The following is a 25,373-nucleotide window of genomic DNA, read 5'->3' as shown; positions in this document are numbered from 1 at the left end:
AGACTCTTCGCAGTGGCTTGGAACACTCCAAATCATACGTCACTCCCATCAATTTTTTCAGATCGACAAGGAAATTTAGCTGTGCAAGCATCAATCGTACTGCTCCCCGGAGATGGTATTGGTCCTGAAGTTACGGCCCAAGCGGCGCGTGTCTTGCAAAAAATTGCCGAAAAGTTCGCTCACCGCTTCGATATGTCCGAACATTTGATTGGCGGAATTGCGATCGATCAAACCGGAAACCCGCTACCTGACTCGACCGTTGAAGCTTGCAAGAAATGCGATGCTATTCTACTTGGTGCGGTTGGCGGTCCTAAGTGGGATGATCCCTCTGCAAAGACTCGACCTGAAGCAGGCCTTTTGAAGATCCGTAAAGAACTTGGCTTGTTTGCAAACCTCCGCCCCATCGTGACGTTCGATGAACTTGTCGACGCTTCGCCATTAAAACGAGAAATCGTGGAAGGCACCGATATTCTTTTCTATCGCGAGCTGACCGGTGGTCTCTACTTCGGCGAATCGGGCTGTGAAACAATTTCCGAAGGTGTGGAGCGAGCGTTTAGTACGGCCGTCTATACGACCCCGGAAGTTGAACGCATCGTTCGCATGGCCGCCGAAGCGGCACGCAACCGCCGTAAGAAATTGACGATGGTTGATAAGGCAAACGTACTGGAGGCAAGCCGACTGTGGAGGCGCGTATCCGCTCGGCTGATGAAAGAAGAGTTCAGCGATTTGGAGTACGAAGTTGTATTAGTTGATTCGATGGCCATGCACCTGCTCTCTCGGCCCCGCAGTTTCGACGTTGTTGTAACCAGTAATATGTTTGGAGACATCCTCACCGACGAAGCATCGATGCTGCCAGGCTCTTTAGGCATGCTCCCGAGCGCATCGCTTGGTACAGATGGCCCCGGGTTGTACGAGCCAATCCACGGTTCAGCGCCCGATATCGCCGGCAAAGGTATCGCTAATCCGTTGGCAACGATTCTGGCGTCCGCGATGCTGCTGCGCCATTCTTTGAAGCTGGAGCAGGAAGCCGTCTGCATCGAAAACGCTGTCAAAGGTGTGCTCGCTGCCGGACTACGTACCGCCGACCTGGCTCGCGGCAGCACCTCAACGGTCGGCACTCAAGCGATGGCTGACGCCGTCCTAGAACGCATCTAGTCAAATCCTTTCACCCTGAATGTAACTCGAATGGCGCATTGTACGCATTGCTCGCTGCTGTGCCATTTCGAACACAAAGATGCGCTAGCGCACTGCGATCTGCGAAAATCGCTTCAAGACGCCCGAACAGTAAACTCTTGTCGAATCGGTGGCGTCGTTGCGCTCGCCTCCGACGCTGTACAGGCCGCAACTGAGCGACTGCGAGGCGCGCAACACGTACTCGTAACGGGGCACATTCAATCTGTTGAACTCTCCCGAATCGCAGTCCGTCTAGCGCGGCAGCTCGACGCAACTCTCGATTTGAGCTCCACCGATGCGAGCTTCGAATGGATCAAAGCAGTCCAGTCGCTCGGTTTCGATAGCACGACGTTCTCAGAAGCATCGAACCGTTCCGACCTCATTGTCTTGCTCGGGTGTGATCGATTGTTTCTAGCCTATCCACTTTTGCTGGAGCGATTGCTGGATTGCAACCCAACTAAAAAACGCACGCTCTTGTTACTCGGCAACTTTTCAGAGGATGTGGAACAAAATTGCAGAGCATTGTTTAGTGACACAATTCGTTGGAACGTCCTCGACCGTGACCTTGCACCGCTTATCCGTGGCAAGCTACTCGTCAACGGCAAGTCTACGATCACACAGATGATGGATGCCAGCGTCTACCCAGTCGTCTTGTGGCCCACTGGCCTCTATCGCCATTGGGACAGCGAATTCTATCGATGCTTGATCGAAGCAATTCGCAACGCAAGCAATACGCAACGAGTACTTTCGCTGCCACTGGCGAGCGAAACGGGGACATTTCAACAGACAGCAACTTGGCTCACCGGCTTCCCAGGCCGCATTCGATTTAGAGGACATGTCGCCACGTACGACCCTTGGTTGCATTCCGCAGCCCGTTTTGTCGAAGATTTGTCGATGCCTGCCGTGCCGACCGTCGCAATCCAGTTTCAAGAGTCAGCTCAAGCAAGCGACGTTGGCTTGGAGGACATTCCGCGTATCGTGTTTGGTTCGCATCCCGCGACATGTGGAGTGCAAGATATCTTTATGCCCATCGGAATCGCCGGCGTCGAACGACCAGCAACGCTGTTCCGCGCCGACACCGCAACTTCAATTCACTGCCAGAGGGCAGATAATGCGATCGGGCTGGACCTTGCCCTTGCGCTCGCCGAATCGCTGGAAGCATGCTCACAAATACCCACAGACTGATCTTGACTTTCTTGACGCGTCGTCAATAATTGACTTATGGTTACTTTGTCGCGCAAGCAACGTGAAATTCTGGAGCGGGAATCGCAGATTCTTGCATTGGCGCGTTCCATCCTGGTAAAGGAAGGCTTCCCATCGCTCAGTATGGAGCGTCTGGCGGCCGAGATGGAATACGCCAAAGGTACGCTCTACAATCATTTTCCTAATAAAGAAGAGATCGTAGCGGCCCTAGCCGTCGAATCGCTGGAACTACGTGCAAAGATGTTCGAGCAGGCTTCGCGATCGAGCCACGTCCCTCGACTAAGACTGACCGCGATTGGTTGTGCATGTGACATGTATGCGAGTACGTGCCGGGAACATTTTGCCGTCGAACAGATGCTCCGGAACACGATTATTTGGGAAAAATCATCCGAAAAGCGGCAAGAATTGATTCAAAAGTGCGAGTTTAGATCGATGTCGATTGTCGCCGGGATCGTCCGCGACGCTGTTGCAAATCAAGATCTCGTCCTCCCCGAATCGATGACTTGCGAGGAATTTGTATTTGGATTTTGGTCGCTGACATACGGTAGCCATTCGTTGATTATCTCGAGTCCTTCGTTGCCTGACATTGGGGTCAACGACCCCATGCGCAGTATCCGTTTCCACGCTTGGACCCTGATGAATGGATTCAACTGGAAGCCGTTCCAGACCTTTGATGAATCCGAGACCTTCCGCGCCGAAATCTCTGATCAGTTGCTATGTAGTATTTCTTAATCGGCCTTTACCTTTTTATTTGCCCAGGTTTTGACTATGCGTCAAAAATTGACACCGCGACAAACTGCTGCAGCTGTTTTCACAGCCGCGATTATTCCCCTGGTTGCGTTCATGGGTGTTTCGTACAGCGAAGCTCAAAACGACGAAGCGTCGGGAGACGCGGCACAATGGCACGAGGAAGGCATTCGCGCCATCGCCGTACATGCACAGCGTTTAGAGCAGGCGGGGCCGAGCAGTCTAATGCAAACTTATACAGGCATCGTAACGCCACGTCGCTCAAGTCTGCTCGCAGCCACAACGCTTGGCCGAGTGGAAGCTGCCTTGGTCGATATCGGCGATTCCGTTAAGCAGGGCGAATTGCTCGTCGAATTGGATACTCGAGAGTTGAATGCCGAACGTGCGCGGATCGACGCCAGCTTGGGCGCTGCGAAAGCTCTCCTGCGCGAACTGGAAGCAGGCCCGCGCCGCCAAGAAATACAAGCTGCTCAATCAAACGTCGATGAGATGGCGGCGAGCCTTGCTCTCGCGACCGCGAATTTTGAACGTATAACACAGCTCTTCGAAAACGGAACCGTCGCGACACAGGATCGCGATGAAAGCCGCGCCGCGCTGGATTCTGCTCGAGCCCGTTTAGACGCTGGACAACAGAGACTGCAGCTTTTGCAGGAAGGCACTCGTACCGAGCAAATTGATTCGCAGCGTGCTCAAGTGAACTCGTTGCAAGCCTCGCTGCAGCGTATAGATGTCTCCATTTCCGAAAAACAAATTCTTGCTCCTTTCGCTGGCAAGATCCAGCAAAGGTTCGTCGATGAAGGAGCGATTGTCTCTGCTGGCGACAAAATTTTAGAGATCGTCGAAACTTCTGCGCTGGAGGTTCACGTCGGCCTTCCTCCTCAACACTCAGAAGCAGCCCGCAACAATGATGTCCAGGCTGATGTAAACGGGACGCCTCTCAAACTGAGCTTCGGACGAATTTCGCCGGTCATTGACCGAACAACGAGAAACCTAGAAGCAATCTATGCGATCGAAGATCCTTCTTCACCACTCCTTACCATCGGTCAATCAGTTGACGTTCGTATTGACACCCAACAAGCTGATGACGGCTACTGGATTCCAAACGAGGCCTTGACAGCCGGAGCGCGTGGTTTGTGGGCCGTATTCATCGCCATACCGTCGGAATCACAGGACGCCTCATCAAACAACGTTCATACAATCGAACGACGCCAAGTTGAGCTCGTGCGCAGCCAAGGGAATTGGTCGCTGATACGTGGCCCCTTGTCGCCTGACGAATTGCTCGTGGCGGAAGGCGTCCACCGGATTACAAGCGGTCAAGTTGTACGCTGCCAGGAAATAGACACTGAACACTGTGAGGAAACACTTGTAGGCACCAAGCCATGAGCAAAGCAAACATTGACAACGACAGAGTCCGCGTGCCTGCCAAGGATCACACGAACAATCCACTTGGTAAAATTGCTGGCGCTTTCTACTCCAATCCACGCTGGATCCTGCTGACCGTCCTTCTGGTAGTAGCCTCGGGCGCTAGCTCGTTTTACATTCTTCCTCGGATGGAAGATCCAGCCCTACTTTCTCGTGCCGCTACGGTTACCACATTTTATCCTGGTGCAAATGCCGCTCGGGTGGAATCGCTAATCACAGAGAAGCTTGAAGATAAACTTCTGGATGTCTCTGAAATCAAGAGAGTTCGATCGCAAAGCCGAGCGGGCATCTCTTTCATCTCGGTCGAATTGAGGGACGAAGTCACCGACACCGAACCTGCTTGGTCTGAAATCCGCGGCAAAATCGAAGAATCGATTGCATTGCTGCCTCCCGACGCGCTTCGTCCGGAATTTAGTGAACTGGACATAGCCGCCTACGCTTGGATCGCGGCCGTTGTTTGGGATCGCGACGATGCTTCCTCGACGTCTTTATTACGAAGACTTGCGCGTGACTTCAAGGACTCGCTGATGGCGATTGAAGGAACCAAGAAAGTCGAACTGTTTGGTGATCCTCAAGAAGAAATTTTGGTTGAGATCGATGCAGATCGTGCCGCTGCTGTGGGGCTGACTGCCATCGACATCTCGCGTCAAATCAGGCGCGGCGATGTAAAGTCTGCCGTCGGGCTGCTTCGCAACACCGAAAATGAAACAATGATTGAGCTTTCCAATGAGTTCAACAGCTTGGAAGAAATCCTCAATACGAACTTGCGGTCCAACGCTAAAGGACAACTCTTGCGGCTAAATGAAGTCGCCGAGGTTCGCCGCTCGACGCGCGAGCCCGTGGCTTCGAAAGCGATTGTGGATGGTAAAGACGCTGTTGTAATCGGTGTATTATTGCGGCCTGACTATCGAATCGATCAATGGGCCAAAAACTCGAAACCGGTAATCGAAGCCTTCCAGTCGCAACTGCCGCGGGGAGTCAAGCTTGACGTAATTATGGAGCAGAACAACTATGTCGCCCAACGCATGGAATCACTCGGGTTCAACATCCTAATCGGCGTCTCCGCAGTCTCAGTCGTAACCGTCATCTTCTTAGGTTGGCGAAGTTCACTGCTAGTTAGTGCAACGCTTCCACTAGCTTCCTTGATGGTCATCGCTGCGATGCGTACGTTGGGAATTCCGATCCATCAGATGTCGATAACGGGGTTGATCATTGCGATGGGGTTGTTGATCGACAACGCAATTATAGCTGCCGACGAAATCGAGATAAGCTTGCGACGGGGGTTTCCTCCGCTCGAAGCCGTAAGCGATATGGTCGGTCGGCTTGCAGGCCCGCTGGTCGCATCCACACTGACTACTGCATTTTCGTTTGCACCGATCGCTTTGATGGAAGGACCAGCTGGTGAATTCGTCGGAGCCATTGCCATCACGGTGATGCTGGCAATTTTCAGTTCGCTCGGACTGTCGCTGACGATTTTACCTGTGTGCGCGGCTCTACTTCAGATAAAGAGCAAGCCCGCCAGTCCCAAACATGTTAATCCTGGCTTTTTCCGTACGTTATGGCAGCATGGGATCGCGTTACCAAGAGTAGCAACCTGGTATCGAAAAATCCTTACGAAACTCGTTGCTCGCCCATGGATGGGTATATGCATTGGTTGTGCTTTTCCTCTTCTCGGTTTCATCGCCGCTAGTCAATTGAGCGAACAGTTCTTTCCACCCGCAGATCGCAACCAGTTTTACATTGAAGTCGAACTGCGTCCGCAAGCGGCGATCCAGGAAACAGAAGAACTCGCTCGTTCAATTGATGCGGAACTTGCAACGTTCGACCGCATTGAACGAACGTCGTGGTTCTTAGGCGAGAGCGCGCCAGCGTTCTACTACAATATTTTGAGTCGCCGAAAAGGAAACCCAAACTATGCGCAAGCGATTGTAACGCTCGATGACAATGCGGCGGCAACGAATCTGATTCGGAAGGTCCAACGCGTTCTTGATGACCGCTTCCCCCAGGCCAGAGTTCTGGTTAGGCAGCTCGAACAAGGCCCGCCTTTCGACGCCCCGGTTGAAATCCGAGTTTACGGTCCAGACCTGGATCAGCTAGCGACTTACGGCGAAGAACTTCGTTTGCTTGCGACGAAAATTCCGAACATTCTCCATATCAGAACTTCTCTAAACGAAGTTCGTCCAGTCGCCACTGTCGCAGTGGATGCCAGCCAAGCGTCATGGGCAGGACTCGACGAGTCTGACGTTGCCGACCAATTGTTTGCCAAATTTGAGGGTCTAAACGCCGGGAGCATTATTGAACAAGTGGAGCAGATTCCGGTTCGCGTGCGCGTGCAAGGTGACCGCAGAGCTACGATCAACCAACTTCGTGAAACGTCGTTACAGGTTGTCTCGCAACGGACAGACTCGAGTTCGACCGATGCACTTAACGAACTGAGTTCGGTTGCGAGCCTGGCTGAAGTTCAGCTCTTGCCGCAACGCTCCGTGATAACGCGATACAACGGCCGCCGCATGAATGACGTGCAAGGGTATATCGTGGCCGGCACTTTACCATCCGATGCACTCAAGAATTTCCAGGCGTTGCTTGACAATGCCGATTTAAAGCTCCGGCCGGGCTATTCCATCGAATATGGTGGCGAAGCATCCGAACGAAATGCCGCAGTCGGCAGGTTGCTCGCTAATGTTACCATCCTGGTTGTCGGAATGGTTGCTTCCCTAGTGCTAGCGCTGGCTTCGTTTCGGTTGGCCGGCTTAATCGGCTGTGTGGCCGTTTTGTCCATCGGACTTGGACTCGGAGGTTTGTGGCTGTTTGGCTACCCGTTTGGATTCATGGCTATCATTGGCACCATGGGGCTAGTCGGTATTGCGATCAATGATTCAATCGTCGTCGTTGCAGCGATCAAAGAGAATGCTGCGGCTCGACTGGGAGATGTGGAAGCTATCGTCGATACAGTCATGGAAGTCAGTCGACACGTTCTGGCAACGACGGCGACCACCGTTGTAGGATTTCTACCATTGCTAGTCAGCGGAGGCGGCTTTTGGCCTCCCCTGGCGGTCGCAATTTCAATCGGTGTTACCGGAGCGACTTTGATATCGCTCTCACTCGTTCCATGCGCCATGCGAATACTCAGACCAAGACTCTCTGGTCCCGCTGGTAGTCTTGATAAACTGGGACAAGATCGCTTTTGAGATATTTGATCTGATCCGTTTTAAGGCCTTAGAGCGCGTCCCGTAACTGACCTGCGCATAAAAAATTCGCTATGAAACCTCTTTGAAAAGATCCCATAAACGAATACGGAGTCATAGCGAGATTCGCACTTGTTCGACTCACTGAGGTCATCTCTAACCCTCACACGAACTCAATTTGCAGAAGAATCAAGGCAAGAGAATGGATAGTGCATCATTCTTTTGCCAAAATCTGATTCTTCCGAACTGCGTAGCAGGAAAGCGACGAGCGTCGGTTCATGGGTTGGCAATCGGACGTTCAACTGAGTTTCCGACTTAAGATTGAAAACGCAGAGGCGCTGAGTGCGCGGAGCACCTGCGGAGCTGTTCTTTCTGCGTCCTCTGCGTCTCTGCGTTTTCATTTTTTAGAGTTAGAAGCTTATTGGGACAGAGGGCATATCGCGGTTCGAACCATCGAAGATCTTTGCACGATTAATTCGCACTTGTTCGACTCACTGATGGCATCGCTCACCCTCACGTGAACTCAATTGGCAAAAGAATGAAGGCAGAAGAATGAATTGCGCATCATTCTTTTGCCTTCATTCTCTTGCCATTATCTGATTCTTTCGAGCAGAGTTCCGGTAAAGGGACTAGCGTCGGTTCATGGGTTGGCGATTGGCCAGTCAACTGAGTTTCCGACTTAAGATTGAAAACGCAGAGACGCTGAGTGCGCAGAGGACCTGCGGAGCTGTTCTTTCTGCGTCCTCTGCGTCTCTGCGTTTTCATTTTTTAGAGTTAGAAGCTTATTGGGACAGAGGGCGTATCGCGGTTCGAACCATCGAAGATCTTTGGTCCATCCGGTAATTTCGTGAAGTTGGTAGAATCTGGGCTGGAGGAAATCAGCCATGCAAGACAAAGAATTGTACCAACACATCCTTGGACTCAACAATCCTTGGTTTGTTCAAGAAGTCGTTCTGGATCAAGTAGCCAAAGAGATTGTCGTTCGAGTAAACCACCCAGATCAAGCAACATTCTCATGCTCGCAGTGTGCTCACACTGGCGCATGCTATGATCATGCCGAAGAGCGACGCTGGCGGCATTTGGATTCGTGTCAATTTAAAACAATCCTTGTGGCACGTGTTCCGCGCGTCCAATGTCCCACGCATGGTATCAAGAATGTCGCGGTGCCTTGGGCAGAAAAGCATAGCCGGTTCACCTTGCTCTTCGAACGTTTGGCAATCGACGTGCTGCGAGCAACGCAAACGGTCAAAGGAGCCATGAACATCTTAGACATTAAATGGGACCAAGCCTGGAACATCCTGCAGCGTGCTGTCGAGCGTGGCCAAGCTCGCAAGCAAGCCAAACCAATCCCGCACGTTGGTATCGACGAAAAAGCTTTTCGCAAAGGTCATAGCTATGTGACCATGCTCTACGATCTGCAAAACAGTACGGTCGAAGCTATAAGTGAAGGGCATGATGTCGAGAGTGCAAAAGCCTGTTTTTCTCAGCTTTCTGAGGATCAAATCGCTTCAGTACAAGCGATCGCTATGGATATGAGCCCGAGCTTTGTGCGAGCCACCAAAGAAACAATTCCCCTTGCTGAAGAGAAGATCGTGCATGATCGATTTCATGTGATGCAGTTAGCGAATAAGGCGGTTGATAAGGTGCGTCGGCAAGAGCATCGCTCGTTGCTGTCGTTGGGAGATGATCGTCTTAGCAAGACAAAATACTTGTGGCTCAAAGGCGAAGAGAGTTTGAGCGAAGCACAAAGCGAAACGTTCGCCTCGATTTATCATGGTACGATGCAAACAGCGAAAGCTTGGTGCTCCAAAGAAATTCTTCGAGGACTTTGGGACCAGTGCGATGCGAGCACAGCGACGCAGTATTTTAACAAGTGGTATCGCAGCGTGATCCATACGAAACTTGAGCCGATGAAGTCCGTAGCCCGGACGATCAAAGAGCGACTGGGCAACGTAGTCAGTTACTGTACGCATCGGATCACGAACGCAGTGGCCGAAGGGATGAACAGTAAGATCATGTCGATCAAAAGGCGAGTAGGCGGGTATCGCAACGTAGAGAACTTCAAGATTGCAGTTTACTTCCACTGCGGCGGATTAGATCTCTACCCACGATAATCCCGGATGGACCAGATCTTTGCACGATCAAATCGCATCGGTTCGACTCACTGATGGCATCGCTCACTCTCACGCGCAGTCGTGATGCTAGTGCAGTGCTGCGTTAGGCTGGTTCGCGTCAGAGTTTGGTGCACCGATAGCCCGCCTGCTTGTTCGAAGCGTTGCGAGCGAGACAATCGCGAGCCAGCTATAACGTTTCGCTTTAGTTAAACTGCTGCTGGCGTTTCGTCTCCATGCAGCGATTCAAGGTGCATCAGCTTCTTGAAAAACGGCGAGATTACGATGATAACGACACCAACTGTAACTGCGATCCAGCCAACTGTTGTATAGACGCCAGTCACTTGATCCACACCCAACTCCTCTCCACCGCCCGTCGCACGTGCAATTAGGCCTGCAGTAAAGTTACCGAGAGCCGAAGCAAAAAACCACGTCCCCATGATCAGGCCGACCATATGCGGCAGGGCCAATTTAGTCATCGCCGAAAGTCCAACCGGCGACAGACATAGCTCGCCCGTCGTATGCAACAGGTAGATCAAAAAGATAAACATAACGGGCGTAAGGTTCCCTCCGGCAGCAACCGCACCTGCCACTAACACGAGAAAGCCCGCACCAAGCTGTATCATTGCGAGACCGAATTTTGCAGGCGTCGAAGGCTCAAGACCTCGCTTGGCTAAAAATGTCCATAGCCAAGCAAAGACGGGAGCGAGCAGGACTATATAGATGGCGTTGATCGATTGAAATGTTGAAGCTGGTACGTCGAAGCCAAAAATCCTGCGATCAACGCGTTTGTCTGTGAATAGGTTAAGCGACGAACCTGCTTGTTCGAACAGTGCCCAAAAGAGAATTGAAGCCCCCATTAAGAACATCGCCACAAAGATTCTGTCCCGGTCCTGCGACTTCAACGTGACAGCAGAAACAACAATCACGTAAGTGGCCAGCAACAGTCCGCAAATGCCTAGCAGCCACCCCACGACGGCTTGGTACTGGATCAACTGCCAAACTGCAAATACGGCTAGGACACCACCAATGTAGATTAGCCACTCGGTTGTTATGCCGGCGTGAGTAGCCTTTAACCTCTGAGGGAATGATGATTCACCGCGTCCCATCAGCAGCGGCTTACCTGCCACAAAGACAATCAGTCCCAGCACCATTCCGATCCCAGCCGCACCAAAACCATATTTCCAGCCAATGCGTTCGCCAAGATACCCGGCGATGATGGCTCCCAGAGCGGCCCCCAAATTGATGCCCATGTAAAATATAGTGAAGGCTGGATCTTTTCGTTTGTCGTCGCGTGAGTAGAGTGCTCCGACGATGGACGAAATATTTGCTTTTAGAAACCCCGAGCCAACGATGATGAAGCTGAGCGCAAGGTAGAAGAAGTTCAGGTAGTATTGGTTTTGACCGCCATCGCCTTCAAACGCCATCAAGATGTGGCCGAAAGTAAGCAAGACAGCGCCGTAGAAGACTGCTTTCCGTTGCCCAAGGAAGTTATCAGCGAGCCAGCCGCCGATGGCCGGTGTGATATAAACGAGCGACGTGTAGGCTCCGTAAATGATGTACGCTTTCTCTTCCGCGAAAAGAAAGTGCTGTGTCAGATACAACACCAACAGAGCTCGCATCCCATAGTAGGAGAACCGCTCCCACATTTCTGCAAAGAACAGAACGAACAAACCGATCGGGTGGCCCAAGAATGTTCTGCCCCCCACGCTGCCCGTTGGAACCGCAAGCTCCCCAGGCCCGTTATTTTGAGAAATATTCGGCTGTTCATATGGGTTTGAATTGCCCATGGATGTATCGCTTTCGAATCTAGACTATCGTAGTAACAATCAGTTGATGTATGTCGGCATCGCGACAAAGTTGAAGTAATATAAGGCTTTTCCCGTCGCGAGTTATACAGCAATTCTTCTTGCCAACAATTTTTGAACTACGAATCTTCTCGAAATATGCGTCTACTGATCAAATCAGTCATCGTTCTGCTTGTTTTGGCTGGAATTGTGGCGGGCATCGCCTTCCCAGTCCAACGGTATCTCGCCGAACGCAACCGCCCAATCTGGCGGACAGTCGAAGTCGTAGAAGGAGACATTTCCTTTCAGGTTAATGCGACTGGGAAAGTTCAACCCGTACACCGCGTCAACGTCGGGGCCTTTGTAAGCGGACCGGTCGAAGAGCTGCTGGTCGATTTTAATGATCGCGTTAAAGAAGGGCAGTTGCTCGCTCGCATCGACAGCAAACTTTACGATTCCGCCGTCCGCCGCGACGAAGCCGTGCTGAGTACCAGGCGAGCGGAACTGAAACGTTTCGAAGCGATGCTTGAACAAGCCATAACAGAGGAGCGCCGCTCCAAAGAGCTGCGAAAAGTCAACCCGGAGTTTATGAGCGAAACGGAATTTGACGCTCTGCGATTTGATCGAATTTCCCGCGAAGCTGAAGTCGCAGTGGCCAAGACCGGAATCGAACAAGCCGAAGCGAACCTGGAAAACTCGGTTGCAAACTTGGCGTATACCCGAATCCTTGCACCTTGCGATGGGATCATTATCGATCGCAAGATTGACAGCGGTCAGACGATAGCCGCTCAGTTTCAAACTCCAGAGCTTTTCACCGTTGCGCCCGACCTTGATAAAGTAGTCCACATTGAAGCGTCCGTAGATGAAGCTGACATTGGACTCATTCGGGCTGCTCAAGAAAAAGGCCAGCCGGTTTCATTTACCGTCGACGCATATCCCGAATCGCTCTTTGAGAGTGGAAAAATCTTACAAGTGCGGCTCAGCAGCGGCGAGAATCAAAACGTCATCACGTACCCGGTCATCGTAAAAACGCCTAACGAAGAGATGCGACTGCTGCCTGGCATGACCGCCAATTTATCGTTTTTGATTGAATCAAAAAATTCAGTTGTCAAGATCCCAAATGCCGCGCTTCGATTTTATCCCGACCGCCTGCGAGTACACCCGGACGATCGAAAAATCTTAGATGGAAACGCCGATTTGATCGACAATGCAAAGCAGATGATCACCAAACAGTCGGCCGAAGAGAAAGCCGAACAAGGCAAAAATCGGCGCGTGCGACATGTCTGGGTAACTGACGGAGAATTTCTTCGAGCCAAACGCGTGGTAACGGGAATTTCCGACAATCGCTTCACAGAACTTCTGGAAGGCGACATTGCAAAAGGCGAACAGCTAGTTACCGGCGAACAACCAAAGACGTAGTACTCATATGTTGATGCAAACTTTCGTCATTGCGGCTCGTGCGCTGCTTAAGAACAAGATGCGAGCGTCGCTCACGATCCTGGGCGTCGTGATTGGTATCGCGGCTGTAACAGCGATGGTCTCGATCGGAATGGCAGCCAGCCAACTGGTCCAGTCAGAATTTCAGAACTTGGGGACGAATGTTATCGTCATTTTGCCAGGAAGCCAACAAAATCGCGGCGCTGCACAAGGGCTTGTTCCAACTTTGACCGCTGATGATGTCGATGCGATTTCGCAGGAGTGTCCGAGCATCCTGGCAGCATCACCTATCGTCGGTTCGTCGATCCAAGTTGTATTCGGCAATACAAACGTGTCGCCAAAGGAGTCGCTGGGCGTCGGAGAAGACTTTTTGCTCGTGCGCAACTGGCAGATAAGCCGTGGTTATTTTTTTAGCTCAAGGGATATCGCCAATTCGAACAAAGTGTGTGTGATAGGGAAGACGATTGCAAAGAAGCTGTTTCAAACGTCGAACCCGCTGGGAGCATCTGTGCGGATCAACAAGATTCCTTTCGAAGTGGTCGGAGTCCTCGAAGAAAAAGGCGCGAATATTGTTGGCGAAGATCAAGACGATATTCTGTTGATGCCGTTTACTACCGTTCAAAAACGATTGCGTCGCATGAGCTTTAACAACATCGACGTGGCACTTGCTTCCGCTCGTGACATTACCGTTATGACTTCAGCTCAACGAGAGATAGAAGCGATCCTGTTGGACCGTCATGGGATTGCGATCGGTCAGCCACCCGATTTTGAAGTTGCCAATACAACGGAAATCGCTGGCATTTTCGGGATAATAACAGGAACGCTGACGGCTATGCTGTCTGCTATCGCAGGGATCTCGCTGCTGGTTGGTGGAGTTGGCATCATGAATATCATGCTCGTGTCAGTGACTGAACGAACCAGAGAGATAGGTATACGGATGGCGGTTGGAGCTACGTCGCGAGACATTTTGCTTCAGTTTCTCGTTGAATCGATTTTGCTTTCCGTCTTTGGAGGGCTGATTGGTTTGACGCTTGGCATTGGTGCATCCGTTGGTTTGGTCAGTTTAATCAATGCTGTATCGGCAGGCCGCGACTGGCCGATTTTCGTCAGCATTCCGGCGGCAGTAGGTGCGATTCTATTTTCTGCGGGTGTTGGAGTCGGATTTGGATTCTATCCCGCATGGCGAGCCAGCCGTCTCGACCCCATCGACGCGTTGCGTTACGAGTAAGACTGCATTGCATCGAGTGGCCACTCCCCCCGTGGCCACTCCCCCCGTGGCCACTCCCCCCGTGGCCACTACTCCCGTAGCTGCGTTCGCCTAGAACGCGGGTGAAGTTAGGTGCGATTCCTGAAATCGGTGCAATCCCTAAAACGGCTTTGGGCCGCACTCCTAAAACCGGGTGCCACTGCTGGCTTGCCCAGCAGTGCTCGTGGCGTAACAGCAAAACTTCCCAACACCTTCCCCCGTAGCTGCGTTCGCCTAGAAGGCGGGTGAAGTTAGGTGCGTTTTCTTCAACAGGCAGCTTCCTGAAACCGGGTGCCACTGCTGGCTCGTCCAGCAGTGCTCGTAGCGAAACAGCAAAACTTCCCAATACCTTCCCCCGTAGCTGCGTTCGCCTAGAACGCGGGTGAAGTTAGGTGCGTTTTCTTCAACAGGCAGCTTCCTGAAACCGGGTGCCACTGCTGGCTTCCTGAAAACGGGTGCCACTGCTGGCTTGTCCAGCAGTGCTCGTAGCGAAACAGCAAAGCTTCCCAACACCTCCCCGTTTTCCAGGCGAAGCCAGCTACGATGCGTTGAACGATGCGGACTTCCTGAAATCGGGCGCCACTGCTGGCTCGTCCAGCAGTGCTCGTAGCGTAACAGCAAAGCTTCCCAACACCTCCCCGGTTTCCAGGCGAAGCCAGCTAGAATCCGTTTGCACTCGAGCCCCTTCCCCAGTTGCTGCGTTCGCCTAGAACACGGTTGCACCTGATGGCGTCTCCTCAAAAACTCACCAGGCAGGACAACCCCTCCAAGCCCCCCATAAAAAAAGCTTGACTCAGCCTCACCCTAACCAAAATCCACTCTCGATTTTGCCAAACTTTTAGAAAAATCCATTACCACTGATTGCGACTCAAACTTCCAGCCCAATATAATTAGGACGTCACCCAGGGGAACGAAGTCCAGACTGACCGCAGCTTGACGTGTTCAATTCAAGCGATCTAGCGGACTTTGAACCCCGCTAGCTCCGACCTTACTCACGTGGGTGTAGATCATCGTTGTAGAAACATCCACGTGCCCCAGCAACTCTTGGATCGTACGAATATCCTTGCCTGATTCCAATAAATGCGTCGCAAAGCTATGACGCAATGCGTGGCAAGTTACCTTTTTCTTCATCCCCAGTCGACGCACCGCCTGCATTACCGCCTGCTGGACTGACGATTCGTGGATATGATGACGGCGGATCTGAGTTAAATCGCCCTCGACTTTTCGGCCACCATCTTTATCTTCAAGCACTTCGCGTGGGTAAGTATCACGGCTCAACTTCGGTGATGGGAACAAATACTGCCATCCGAGCGTTCGACCAAGACTCGGGTGTTTTACGGCCAATGCATAGGGAAGCCATGCCCAACCTGCACCGGATTGCACATCGATTTCGTGTTGCGACTGGACTCGCCGCATTTGCCGTTGCAGCGGATCGCGCAGCCGTTCTGGCATCGGCACGTAACGATCCTTTGCACCTTTTCCTTCGCGCACCACAATTTGGCTGCGATCAAAATCGATGTCCTTCATTCGCAGCCGACAGGCTTCCATGACTCGCAAGCCAGAACCGTACATGAGGCAGGCCATCAAGTGAAATGGGCCGGGAAGCATCTCATTTAAGATGGCTTGGACTTCTTGAATCGACAAGACAACTGGCAGTTTGCTCGGCCGTTTTGCACGAACCGCATCGATCTTGACGTCCATTTTGAGAACTTTTGTGTACAAGAAAAGGATTGCGGAAAAGGCTTGATTTTGCGTACTGGCGGCAACATTGCGTTCGACGGCCAGATTGGTCAAGAATTCATTGATGTCATCGTTTCCAAGCAGTGATGGATGAGTCCAAGAACCGTACTTATCTTTGGCGAAGACGAGATAGCGGTAGATCCAATTCAGATAAGCTTGTTCGGTGCGTTTGGCGATATGCAGCACGCGCATTTTCACTTTGGACTGATCGAGAAGATTGGATTTGACGCCATCGGCAACCAGCGGCGGCGTCTTGGAGAGTTCGTTGAATGGGACGTAAGAGGACGCGGAGTGCGGTTGTTTGTCAGTCATAGCAAATTGGACTTTTAGAGTGCTTTGGCGGGCTCATCATTCTGTATATTCCGGCAAAGGCAGTGCCCTGTATATTCTGGAAAACACAGTGCCCTGCATATCGTGGCAGCATATCACTTTTCAAGGGAGCTGCATATTCTGGGAGATTTCCTCATTAGGTTGCAGAAATGCAGCGACTAGTTGACTTTGCGAGCCGATGCGTGCACGATATACAGACTCCTGCGAAATTATATGCAGGGGACTTTATACTTCTTGTTCGTCGCTCAAAGACATGACACGCTCGCACCTAGAAATCGTTGAAGACCTTAACCAGTTTGGCCCACCCTGCGATGACTGGGACAAACTTCAAAAGATCCTCGACGATCTATGGAAAGACGGAAATCCATCGCAGGCAATCCCTGAATTGCTCGCGGTGTTCGAGCGATATCCTGGTGATGAGGATGGATGTGGCGTATTCTGGTCGATACTTCATGGGCTCGAAACACTGACCGGGTACGAAACACATCTAATGCGATCGGTCCAAAATTCGCCATCTGAATTCAGTGTCATGATGCTTGGGCGAATGCGCAATGCGAAAATTGATACAATAGGATCGGTCTCGATCGTTTCGGTGCTGCGCACGATAGGCGAATCGGAAGCGGCGTGCGAACGTGTGCGTAAGGTCGCAAACCGTTTTGCATCATCAGAATAGCGACGAACAAAAAAATGCACCCGAGTTGCCGATCGGGCGTTTCCTGAAACTAGAATCTCTTGGCGGCAACCGGGTGATTTTGGGCGTTCGTCCATGCAATGAAAATGAACTGGTACACATTTGCGATCTATCTCGACGGGGTTCGTCGTTACGAATCCTGCCAGGCTGATGCGATGTCTGTGCCGGAAATTATTGAACGATTACAATTTGTACACGACGAAATTGAATATTGCTTCGCAGAAGGTCGGTTGATCGATCGTGCGATTTTTGACGCTCTTGAAGATGCGGCGGATCGAATTTCCCGGGCGGACTACCCGACTGTTGATGAAGCTCGAATACTGGCGAAGCGATTGGCAGAGAGATATGGATTCGATAAAGAAGCTTCGATAACGGAGACGTGGATAAAAACGCAACAGAATGGTGAATGCGTGATTTGGATTGATCAATCAAAGATCATCACGGATTCAAATCGGCGGCTGTTCGGTTCACGTAGCTGATTTGAGAAAGCAAATGGACGAACAAAGCGTTGAACGCGAGCGGGCGATCACGCGGGTTTTGAAGTCAAAGTCCAACGCGCCCGCCGCGTTAACGCAGACGTTACCGCATCAAAGGATAATTGAATGGAGAGCCCGTACGCGCCTCCGCTTAACGCATCGTCAGAGACTTTGAGCCGTAGTTGGGTGCGGACTGGATTCGCGACTATCACCGCATTTATGTCGGTGCTAATGCTTGTTGGGATGGTAAGCAACTGCATCATCTTTGCTCAACTCCCGACATGGCCAACTGCGATTTGGCAGTGGGTGGGAATCATCGCAATGACATTTGTAATGTTGACGACCTCGCTTGCCTTTGCCTGCATCTCTATCGGGCTATTTCGAAACGTGGCCACTACCTGGAAGCGTGGACTTTGGATTCTATTAGGGAGCGTCTTAGGCTATGTTGCAATTGTTGCGTATGCCCTGACAATGCGAACCCTTACCTGATCGTGGCAGAAAATGCGGTAACTATCGCATGCACCGGAGTCGCGGGTCGGCCGGTTTTTCAATGGAACATCACTCGCCGCGACCGCGGTGATGCGTAACGTTCGTCGCTCAGAGCCAACTCAATGATATCGATCGCTTACTCATTGATGCTTGCCTTGGCGGTCATCGTCGTCTGGTCTATCATTTCGCACTTGCTGTTCCCTGCTCCTACCCTAGATTTCGCTGACTGTTGGATCGATCAAGGAGTTAGATGCCCACGTTGTGACTTCACATATACGATGACGGACGTCAAATCGAGACTTGTTGGTTTCTCCGGTGACACTGCGGGTGCAACTATCACGTGCTCTTCCTGTGGAATTGCTGCATGCTTCAAGATGGAATATAGTAGAATTCACTTTGAGTACTTTGCCCCAACGGATAGATACTGCTTAGATTGCGATAACCATTTCGAAGGGCGTGAGGATCAAGAGTGTCCGTTTTGCGGTGGACTTCATTCGGTCGATGCGGAACGAGACGACGGAGAGTTTCACTATCGCCCGAAACAAGCGACGAACAATCCGATGAACCCAAGCGGCGGATCGGGCGTTTCCTGAAATCAAGATTTTTTCGCCGCCGCTGGGTTATCGGTGGCGTTACCCGCCAGAAGGCATGGACTCCATTTGACACCGACGTCATTCGATGACTTGAGCGATCTCCGATACACGGTGTCGCTTCCCGACCAGAACGGGCAAGACCGATACCCGTTCGTTCATGTTGCGTTTTCCGGTGCCTACGGCGATCGTGACGATGCAGTGTTCATCGTCGCGATAATGGCTGCGGTGCAGACCGCTTGGTTCTCACCTGCGTTAATAATCGATCTCACTGCTCTCAGTTACACATGGGGAGACGAGATGGAATGGGTCTATGGGATCGGGTACGATAAGGACGAGCGGATTCGCAAACAACTTGTGATCGTTGTTGGGGATCGTTGTAGTGCTTCGCTCCAATCGCTCGATCCGGATGCGTATGCGGATCATTGCGTCGACAACCTTGACGCGGCGTTGGCAAAGCTCGGCAAGACGCAAGAGAGCGGGTAACCATCGCATGCAACGGAGCCGGCGGTCGGGTCGGTTTTGAATTCAACGCATCTCGCGCCGGCCCGCTGATGCGTGTCGTTATTTGGCAAAAACAATGGCGAATGGTTGAATGACGAACCCCGATCAACGAACGCCCGAATCGGATCCGCACACCATGACGGCGATTCGACTTGTCATTGGCGCCTGTCTCGTCCCGCTTCTGTGTTACCTATGCTTGCAGACGGATCACGCACGACTGAAGGGGACGCCGATGGAACCTTGGCGTCTCATTCCACTGATCTTGGCTGCAGCAACATTTGCCCTTCTTGGAAAACGTTTTCTGAATACAATCGCTGGGCTATTTCTCGGCGGAATTGGCGGTGTGTTTGGAACATTGGATAATCTCTCTGGTCCGTACGGTGGCGTTGTCGGCTTGCTCGTCGGCGGAATCGTCATCGCGATTCCCATCATGCACAAACCACGATCGAACAATACGACGATCGAGCACAACCCAGAGACTGGTGACACCGCACAAGATGGAACGTAAAGCCAAATAACAAAGCGTTGCACCGGAGTTGCGGCCGGCGGGTTTTCTGTTTTTCAAGCTTCCACCGGCCGCAACCCGGTGAACGCCGTCATTATCCAGCAGAGGTTCGATGACACCAGAGCAGTTCGAAGAGTCGATCACAATGCTTCGGAGTACCGATCCGATGACATACGAAGATGGCTACCATTCTCTGCAAGGCGACAATCTAATTCGATACGCCCCGCAGATTGTTGGCCTCCTTCAATCCGAAGTCGCCCCCGAGATGCGGGCAAGCTTGTGGAACTGGTCGGTGATGCGGATTTGCCTGAACACATTCCACTGCTTGTGCAAGAACTGTCGCACCCAAACCGCGAAGTGCGATTTTGGGCGTACAATCAACTCTCACTATCGAGACACGAATCCGCCAACCGTGAGGCACAGGAATATCGACGATCACATCCAGATGAAGACTTCTACTAACGAATAAGCTGGATAACAAACCGTTGCACACCGAGCCGCGGGCCGCGCGGGTTTTGAACTCAATACCGATCGCCGCGGCCGGGTGAACGGTGCCGTTCGTCCATGCAATGAAAATGAACTGGTACACATTTGCGATCTATCTCGACGGGGTTCGTCGTTACGAATCCTGCCAGGCTGATGCGATGTCTGTGCCGGAAATTATTGAACGATTACAATTTGTACACGACGAAATTGAATATTGCTTCGCAGAAGGTCGGTTGATCGATCGTGCGATTTTTGACGCTCTTGAAGATGCGGCGGATCGAATTTCCCGGGCGGACTACCCGACTGTTGATGAAGCTCGAATACTGGCGAAGCGATTGGCAGAGAGATATGGATTCGATAAAGAAGCTTCGATAACGGAGACGTGGATAAAAACGCAACAGAATGGTGAATGCGTGATTTGGATTGATCAATCAAAGATCATCACGGATTCAAATCGGCGGCTGTTCGGTTCACGTAGCTGATTTGAGAAAGCAAATGGACGAACAAAGCGTTGAACGCGAGCGGGCGATCACGCGGGTTTTGAAGTCAAAGTCCAACGCGCCCGCCGCGTTAACGCAGACGTTCGTGCTCATGAGGGCCGCATTGAAAAGAGCAATTCGCAAATGGTTTGCAATTCGATCGTATGCTCGTCGATTGCCTAAAGATCTGGTAAAGCGTTATGGTCGGAGCAAATACTACTCCCCTGCGCAGGTCATCAGAACCGTTGAGACACTTAGATTCAATTCGGACTGGATCGCATACGCATTTTGCATGCACTGTCGTTTCTCTGACATTGCAAGTTCCCATTCCGCAGTTGCTGAACAATGGTCCGTACTCCGATCCGAAATTGGAAAACGCTTTTACCGTGGAGGTACTGACTTCACCTCTGAGTCTTTTCGAAAACCTAGAAACACTTACGTCGAGAATTTGAATGATACGATGTCTCCTTCGGATGCATCCAACGGAGGCGACGATTTTTGACCAACCGTCAAAGACAACTGCAGATCCATCATCCCGCACGAACCAAGCGTTCGACCGAAGCCGCGGTGGCTAGCGCTTAGCTAATGGAAAATCTCTCGCCGCGGCATCGGTCAACGCTGTCGTTCGCTGATAAAGTTCAAACGATGTCGGACCTTCAATTGTTGCTCGCACGAAATGGCGTCAGAATCGGGTTGCTCTATCACTGCGGTCGATGCAAAGAACCGAATGACGTCGCTCGACACTTCGGCCTTCAAACCTCTTTGAATGGTTGGCACGAGATTGACAGAACAATGGCGACAGAAATACTCACGGACTTACTGACACGTGACTTGGCATACGCATGTGAAGCCGATTCCAAACCTATCGCATCTATAGCAGCAAAGGATTTTGTCGGTGAGTTCAAAGATGACACGCGATTTTTCACTAATTCCGAATGGCAACATCAGAATGGAACATTCAAGATTGGTTGTGGGTTTGCTGCGACCGAGTCCACGTTTGACTCCGGGATTGTTGCTTTAAATGACCATAAAATGGGCGTATACTGGGTCGAAGACGAGGACTGAATCGAACGTCTCGTCCAAGGTCCGATCAGCGAACCAAAAAATGCACCCGAGTTGCCGATCGGGCGTTTTTTGAAGGCAAACTCACTTGGCGGCAACCGGGTGATTTTGGCCGTTATTTGGGAGGAAAGAGATCATTGCCAACAACTGATTGGTATCGCCGAACAACGTGGACCGAAGTCGATCAAAGGGAATTCGCTGCGAAACTGAAACGAGCACGCGATAAACCGCAGTACTTGCGAATTCAGGCGCTTCACCTCTTCGAGGCAGGCCTGTATTCTGCTGCGATCGGTCTTCTGCATCAGATCGTCAAAGGATTTCCGGACGCGTCCCAAATCACGCAAGTGCATCTGCAATTGGCCCACGCATATTCCAAAACTGACGAACCAGACCTTGCTTTGCAACAGTTCAAACTGACGCTTGAATTGCAGAGAAAACACCCCAACTGGCAAACATCGGTATGGTTGGACTATCCGGTGTATGTGATTGAAAACAAGATTGCCACTGAGTATGCGAATGCCCGGAGCATTCTGTCGGAATTCAATCTTTCAAGTTCACTGTCTTTTCCAATTGAACGTTATAGATACTTCGCTTGCCTCGCACTTCTCGACGAAAATGATGGTAAAATCGAGTCTGCGAGACAGAATGCTTCACATGCGATGGCTGCGTGCGATGAGAAGCATTCGGGTTTTCGATATCATCCGACGGTCGGACTTGTAGGTCAGCAACGCGATGCCCTGTCGTCTCGGTTACTGCATCTAAATTCCAAATAACAAAATGTTGGACCGAAGCCCCCGACGGTCCGTTTCGAAATGGAAGCCGTGTTGGCGGGGGCTCGGTCAACATTGCCGTTATCTGCCAGGGAAGAGCAAATGCGAATTCAATATCTAATTCTGATTGCCACCTTCGCAATCGTTTCTGGATGCAACGTGCAAACCGGAGTTTCTCCAACGGAAACCGTCATCGCGGATTCCTCCGATCGTGATTTTGGCTTTGTCGGCACATGGATACCCGTTCCCAACAAAGACTTTCCGCGCGATGTCTCCACATATGAAATGGTGGTTGCGTGCGACGATGGGTACACAGCATACATTGACGAACAATCTGGTGACTCCAACGAAAAACTTATCTTCAATTTTCGAACGCATGCAATTTCTGAGGATCATCCTCACGCAATTGTCGAAATCGAACTGTTGGCGGAGGAAAAGATTGCATATCGCCGCCTCGGCATCGCGGCAGTCAAAGATGAACATCTTTATTTGTGGATGATTGACGGAAAGAAGATCGGCGAACATCTCTATAATGATGGCGTCACTGCCGTAATTGAACACTTTAACTTTTCCACGACCGTCCGTTGCGATCCTAAAAAGCTGTTAGAATCGCTGTTAAAGCACTCTGGCGACATTGTTGGAACTGCTCTGGAATTTCGGCGTAAACCCGCTAATGGCAGATAACAAAGCGATGCACACGAAGCCGCCGATCGCGCGGTTTGCCAATGGTGAGCGTGTCTCCGGCGGCTCGGTGATCGCCAGCGTTCGTCGCCCAACACCAAGTCGCAACGAGCCGCCAGGCAATTTCCGTTATGATGCTCAATCGCGATCAACCCCATCGGTGCTATCGCCTCATTGAGGTGCTTGCGGATGCTGAACTGAAACGAAACCGATCCGAATGGAAACTTGTAAAGGGCTGGCTTGAGTTGGCCGAACAACAATCGCCGGGTTCACCGAAAGCAGTTCTTGAAGGCGACTATGTTGTCAAGCTTCCCGAAGGATCAGTCTTCAAGGAGGTTTCGTTCAAATCTGAGCATGAATCAGTCGCTGATTCGCTGTCAGAATGGGCGGCGTCCGCTGGTCGGCGATGGGCATCCATCGAGAATGGGATCCTTATTGTTTCGGATGGGAGTCGTTTCTTGGAATCCGAGGCGCAGGTGACTCGCGTTTGAGTTTGGCAGCGGTTCGCGACCGCCGGAGAGACAGACAAGAGCGACGAACCAAGCCATGCACCGGAGTGGCGGTCGCCAGTGGATTTGAAATGGATACTTTACTCCCGCCACCCGGTGATGGCGGTCGTTATTTGGTAGAAGACATGTATGATGCGACCACCGAACCGCTGCTCAACGGAAAAGCGACTCGATACAGAGTACTTTCTAACAGGCGTGCTCTAACTTACGCCGACGCTCTCGAATTGCTTCGGAGCGACTCTGACTTTCGCACGTTCATGACTGGCCAGTTGACGCAATCGGTATACACTGCGTTTCGATGGGAAACACCGCATATTCAGACGGCAACCAGTTCCCGCGACTTCGAATTCGTCTTGCTTGACAATCCCTCATTCACAAAACGAAAAACTGATGCGGACACATATAAATCGTATTTTGCGGCTGCAAATGATGAAAATGGAATCGTGTCGTTTACCAACCTCGGTGGCGACGCCACATTGATCGTGCCATCACCGCGAACCAACGAGGACGCCTACGGACATTTTGCCTCCTTTTTGCGAAATGCTCCTGTATTGCAAATCGATGCTTTGTGGCAGGAGATTGGAGGTACGGTTCTTGGAATGGTTTCAGATCGCCCAATCTGGCTGAGTACCGCTGGCGGAGGCGTGGCTTGGCTACATGTCCGAATCGATTCAACGCCAAAGTATTACGGCTACGCACCATACCGAAATACCAAATAACCAACCGTTGCACCCAAGCCCGCGGTCGGGTGCTTTTGAAATGGAAACCTTCATCGCGCGGGCTGGGTGAACGGAATCGTTAGCAGCTGAGAGTCATGAGCCAGATCGATCCACGTCTGAACGCGGTCTTCGGCACCACCTTCAACAGTGGTCCAGCGACGGACGCGGCGGTCGCATCGGCAGAATTGACGCTTGGTCTACGCTTTCCTCCAAGTTACAGACAGTTCCTCATGCGATACGGCGCATCTTTGGGCTCGGGATTCGAGATCTACGGATTACCTCCTGATCCCGGCCCGGGCAAGCAACCCCAATGGCCGAACGTCGTACAATCAACGCTCCGCCGACGTCCAAACTGCCTGCCGCTAAATGCCATTGAAATCTCGCACGACGGCGGGGACCATGGATACTTCTTACAATGTTCCCCGTCCGATGCATCTTTTGAAGGCCCGGTCATCGAATGGGGGCCACGTCATGGTGGCGGCAAAATCATCGCGGATTCGTTCATGGACTTTGTGGAACAACAGAATCGCTGCTAACAATCGGTTCAACCGGAGCCGCGGGCCGCGCGGTTCCTAAAGTCAATTTTGGTTGGCCGCGGCCCGGTTAACCGTGGCGTTCGTAGCGTGCAGTGCCCATTGGACCGACGTACTCGCTTGCCATACTCGCGTTCATTGCTCGAATCCTACGCCTGACAATCGTGGCTGAATCTGACGCCCGAAGTGAGTAATCAAACCCAACGTCTCAATCGGTCTCTGATCCCAACGCCTGAAGTCCAACGCCTGAAGTCCAACGCCTGAAGTCCAACGCCTGAAGTCCAACGCCTGACGACCAACGTCTGACGACCAACGTCTGACGAACAACGTCTGACGAACAACGTCTGACGACCAACGTCTGACGAACAACGTCTGACGAACAACGTCTGACGAACAACGTCTGACGAACAACGCCCGAAAATGCTTGCGACTCGTTTGGGGATGGGATACGATGACACGACGTCGCACGTACGCGGCACATAGCTTTGCTCGGTCTGC

General features: G+C 51.7%; 25 protein-coding genes. 22 read left to right on the top strand and 3 right to left on the bottom strand.

The window, feature by feature from the left end; all coding sequences use genetic code 11:
- Nucleotides 1-81 precede the first annotated feature (81 nt).
- The 6 genes from leuB (at nt 82) to SH451x_RS11800 (ending at nt 9,844) form a co-directional block, all read left to right on the top strand.
- A complete protein-coding gene (leuB, locus tag SH451x_RS11825; RefSeq protein ID WP_479362660.1) occupies nt 82-1,155 on the top strand; it encodes a 3-isopropylmalate dehydrogenase in 1,074 nt (357 codons plus the stop codon).
- Between the two features lie 30 nt (nt 1,156-1,185).
- On the top strand, nt 1,186-2,358 hold the full coding sequence (locus SH451x_RS11820) for a molybdopterin-binding domain-containing protein (protein ID WP_479362659.1): 1,173 nt from the start codon (nt 1,186-1,188) through the stop codon (nt 2,356-2,358).
- Nucleotides 2,359-2,394: 36 nt separating this feature from the next.
- Nucleotides 2,395-3,108: a TetR/AcrR family transcriptional regulator gene (locus tag SH451x_RS11815; protein WP_479362658.1), complete on the top strand. Its 714-nt coding sequence runs from the start codon at nt 2,395-2,397 to the stop codon at nt 3,106-3,108.
- Between the two features lie 36 nt (nt 3,109-3,144).
- Nucleotides 3,145-4,506 carry an efflux RND transporter periplasmic adaptor subunit gene (locus SH451x_RS11810; protein ID WP_479362657.1) on the top strand — a complete coding sequence of 454 codons (1,362 nt, stop codon included), beginning with the start codon at nt 3,145-3,147 and terminating at the stop codon, nt 4,504-4,506.
- Nucleotides 4,503-7,733, top strand: a complete 3,231-nt coding sequence (locus SH451x_RS11805; protein WP_479362656.1) for an efflux RND transporter permease subunit — start codon at nt 4,503-4,505, stop codon at nt 7,731-7,733. Before SH451x_RS11810 ends, SH451x_RS11805 begins: the two co-directional genes overlap by 4 nt.
- Before the next feature lie 881 nt (nt 7,734-8,614).
- Complete coding sequence (locus SH451x_RS11800) at nt 8,615-9,844, top strand: ISL3 family transposase (RefSeq protein ID WP_479360537.1); 1,230 nt, start codon at nt 8,615-8,617, stop codon at nt 9,842-9,844.
- A gap of 206 nt (nt 9,845-10,050) precedes the next feature.
- Here the strand turns inward: SH451x_RS11800 and SH451x_RS11795 are convergent, their stop codons facing one another.
- Nucleotides 10,051-11,631, bottom strand: coding sequence for a peptide MFS transporter (locus SH451x_RS11795; protein WP_479362655.1), 1,581 nt, complete (start codon nt 11,629-11,631; stop codon nt 10,051-10,053).
- Nucleotides 11,632-11,787: 156 nt separating this feature from the next.
- Between SH451x_RS11795 and SH451x_RS11790 the strand changes: the two genes are divergently transcribed.
- Together SH451x_RS11790 and SH451x_RS11785 are read left to right on the top strand one after the other, a co-directional pair.
- Nucleotides 11,788-13,047, top strand: coding sequence for an efflux RND transporter periplasmic adaptor subunit (locus SH451x_RS11790; protein ID WP_479362654.1), 1,260 nt, complete (start codon nt 11,788-11,790; stop codon nt 13,045-13,047).
- Nucleotides 13,048-13,060: 13 nt separating this feature from the next.
- Complete coding sequence (locus SH451x_RS11785; RefSeq protein WP_479362653.1) at nt 13,061-14,293, top strand: ABC transporter permease; 1,233 nt, start codon at nt 13,061-13,063, stop codon at nt 14,291-14,293.
- Between the two features lie 960 nt (nt 14,294-15,253).
- Here SH451x_RS11785 and SH451x_RS11780 read toward each other — a convergent pair.
- The gene (locus SH451x_RS11780) at nt 15,254-16,363 is read right to left on the bottom strand and encodes an integron integrase (RefSeq protein ID WP_479362652.1); all 1,110 of its coding nucleotides are present in this window, start codon (nt 16,361-16,363) and stop codon (nt 15,254-15,256) included.
- Between the two features lie 271 nt (nt 16,364-16,634).
- On the opposite strand from SH451x_RS11780, the gene SH451x_RS11775 reads away from it, so the two are divergent.
- From SH451x_RS11775 to SH451x_RS11750, 6 genes are all read left to right on the top strand, one after another.
- Entirely contained in the window at nt 16,635-17,054 is a 420-nt protein-coding gene (locus SH451x_RS11775; protein ID WP_479362651.1) for a hypothetical protein, read from the top strand.
- A gap of 104 nt (nt 17,055-17,158) precedes the next feature.
- Nucleotides 17,159-17,551, top strand: coding sequence for a hypothetical protein (locus tag SH451x_RS11770; RefSeq protein WP_479362646.1), 393 nt, complete (start codon nt 17,159-17,161; stop codon nt 17,549-17,551).
- Between the two features lie 123 nt (nt 17,552-17,674).
- Complete coding sequence (locus SH451x_RS11765) at nt 17,675-18,037, top strand: hypothetical protein (protein WP_479362587.1); 363 nt, start codon at nt 17,675-17,677, stop codon at nt 18,035-18,037.
- A gap of 122 nt (nt 18,038-18,159) precedes the next feature.
- The gene (locus SH451x_RS11760; protein WP_479362650.1) at nt 18,160-18,630 is read left to right on the top strand and encodes a hypothetical protein; all 471 of its coding nucleotides are present in this window, start codon (nt 18,160-18,162) and stop codon (nt 18,628-18,630) included.
- Nucleotides 18,631-18,696: 66 nt separating this feature from the next.
- Complete coding sequence (locus SH451x_RS11755; protein WP_479362649.1) at nt 18,697-19,113, top strand: hypothetical protein; 417 nt, start codon at nt 18,697-18,699, stop codon at nt 19,111-19,113.
- 109 nt (nt 19,114-19,222) lie between these two features.
- The gene (locus SH451x_RS11750) at nt 19,223-19,639 is read left to right on the top strand and encodes a hypothetical protein (RefSeq protein WP_479362648.1); all 417 of its coding nucleotides are present in this window, start codon (nt 19,223-19,225) and stop codon (nt 19,637-19,639) included.
- A gap of 205 nt (nt 19,640-19,844) precedes the next feature.
- Here SH451x_RS11750 and SH451x_RS11745 read toward each other — a convergent pair whose 3' ends face one another.
- On the bottom strand, nt 19,845-20,225 hold the full coding sequence (locus SH451x_RS11745) for a hypothetical protein (protein ID WP_479362647.1): 381 nt from the start codon (nt 20,223-20,225) through the stop codon (nt 19,845-19,847).
- On the opposite strand from SH451x_RS11745, the gene SH451x_RS11740 reads away from it, so the two are divergent.
- The 8 genes from SH451x_RS11740 to SH451x_RS11705 all read left to right on the top strand — a co-directional run bounded on the left by SH451x_RS11740 (nt 20,212) and on the right by SH451x_RS11705 (nt 24,878).
- The gene (locus SH451x_RS11740; RefSeq protein ID WP_479362646.1) at nt 20,212-20,604 is read left to right on the top strand and encodes a hypothetical protein; all 393 of its coding nucleotides are present in this window, start codon (nt 20,212-20,214) and stop codon (nt 20,602-20,604) included. The genes SH451x_RS11745 and SH451x_RS11740 overlap by 14 nt on opposite strands.
- A 13-nt stretch (nt 20,605-20,617) precedes the next feature.
- On the top strand, nt 20,618-21,103 hold the full coding sequence (locus tag SH451x_RS11735) for a DUF6559 family protein (RefSeq protein WP_479362645.1): 486 nt from the start codon (nt 20,618-20,620) through the stop codon (nt 21,101-21,103).
- Between the two features lie 143 nt (nt 21,104-21,246).
- Nucleotides 21,247-21,666: a hypothetical protein gene (locus SH451x_RS11730; RefSeq protein ID WP_479362644.1), complete on the top strand. Its 420-nt coding sequence runs from the start codon at nt 21,247-21,249 to the stop codon at nt 21,664-21,666.
- A gap of 134 nt (nt 21,667-21,800) precedes the next feature.
- Nucleotides 21,801-22,436 carry an outer membrane protein assembly factor BamD gene (locus tag SH451x_RS11725; protein ID WP_479362643.1) on the top strand — a complete coding sequence of 212 codons (636 nt, stop codon included), beginning with the start codon at nt 21,801-21,803 and terminating at the stop codon, nt 22,434-22,436.
- A 99-nt stretch (nt 22,437-22,535) separates the two neighbouring features.
- Nucleotides 22,536-23,117, top strand: coding sequence for a hypothetical protein (locus tag SH451x_RS11720; protein WP_479362642.1), 582 nt, complete (start codon nt 22,536-22,538; stop codon nt 23,115-23,117).
- A gap of 128 nt (nt 23,118-23,245) precedes the next feature.
- Nucleotides 23,246-23,605 carry a hypothetical protein gene (locus tag SH451x_RS11715; protein WP_479362641.1) on the top strand — a complete coding sequence of 120 codons (360 nt, stop codon included), beginning with the start codon at nt 23,246-23,248 and terminating at the stop codon, nt 23,603-23,605.
- Nucleotides 23,606-23,694: 89 nt separating this feature from the next.
- Nucleotides 23,695-24,342: a DUF6940 family protein gene (locus SH451x_RS11710; protein WP_479362640.1), complete on the top strand. Its 648-nt coding sequence runs from the start codon at nt 23,695-23,697 to the stop codon at nt 24,340-24,342.
- A 95-nt stretch (nt 24,343-24,437) separates the two neighbouring features.
- Complete coding sequence (locus tag SH451x_RS11705) at nt 24,438-24,878, top strand: SMI1/KNR4 family protein (protein WP_479362639.1); 441 nt, start codon at nt 24,438-24,440, stop codon at nt 24,876-24,878.
- Nucleotides 24,879-25,373 lie beyond the last annotated feature (495 nt).

Source organism: Njordella aestuarii, assembly GCF_056494165.1.
The sequence above is the reverse complement of the archived record's forward strand: the minus strand, read 5'-3'. Positions and strand labels throughout refer to the sequence as shown.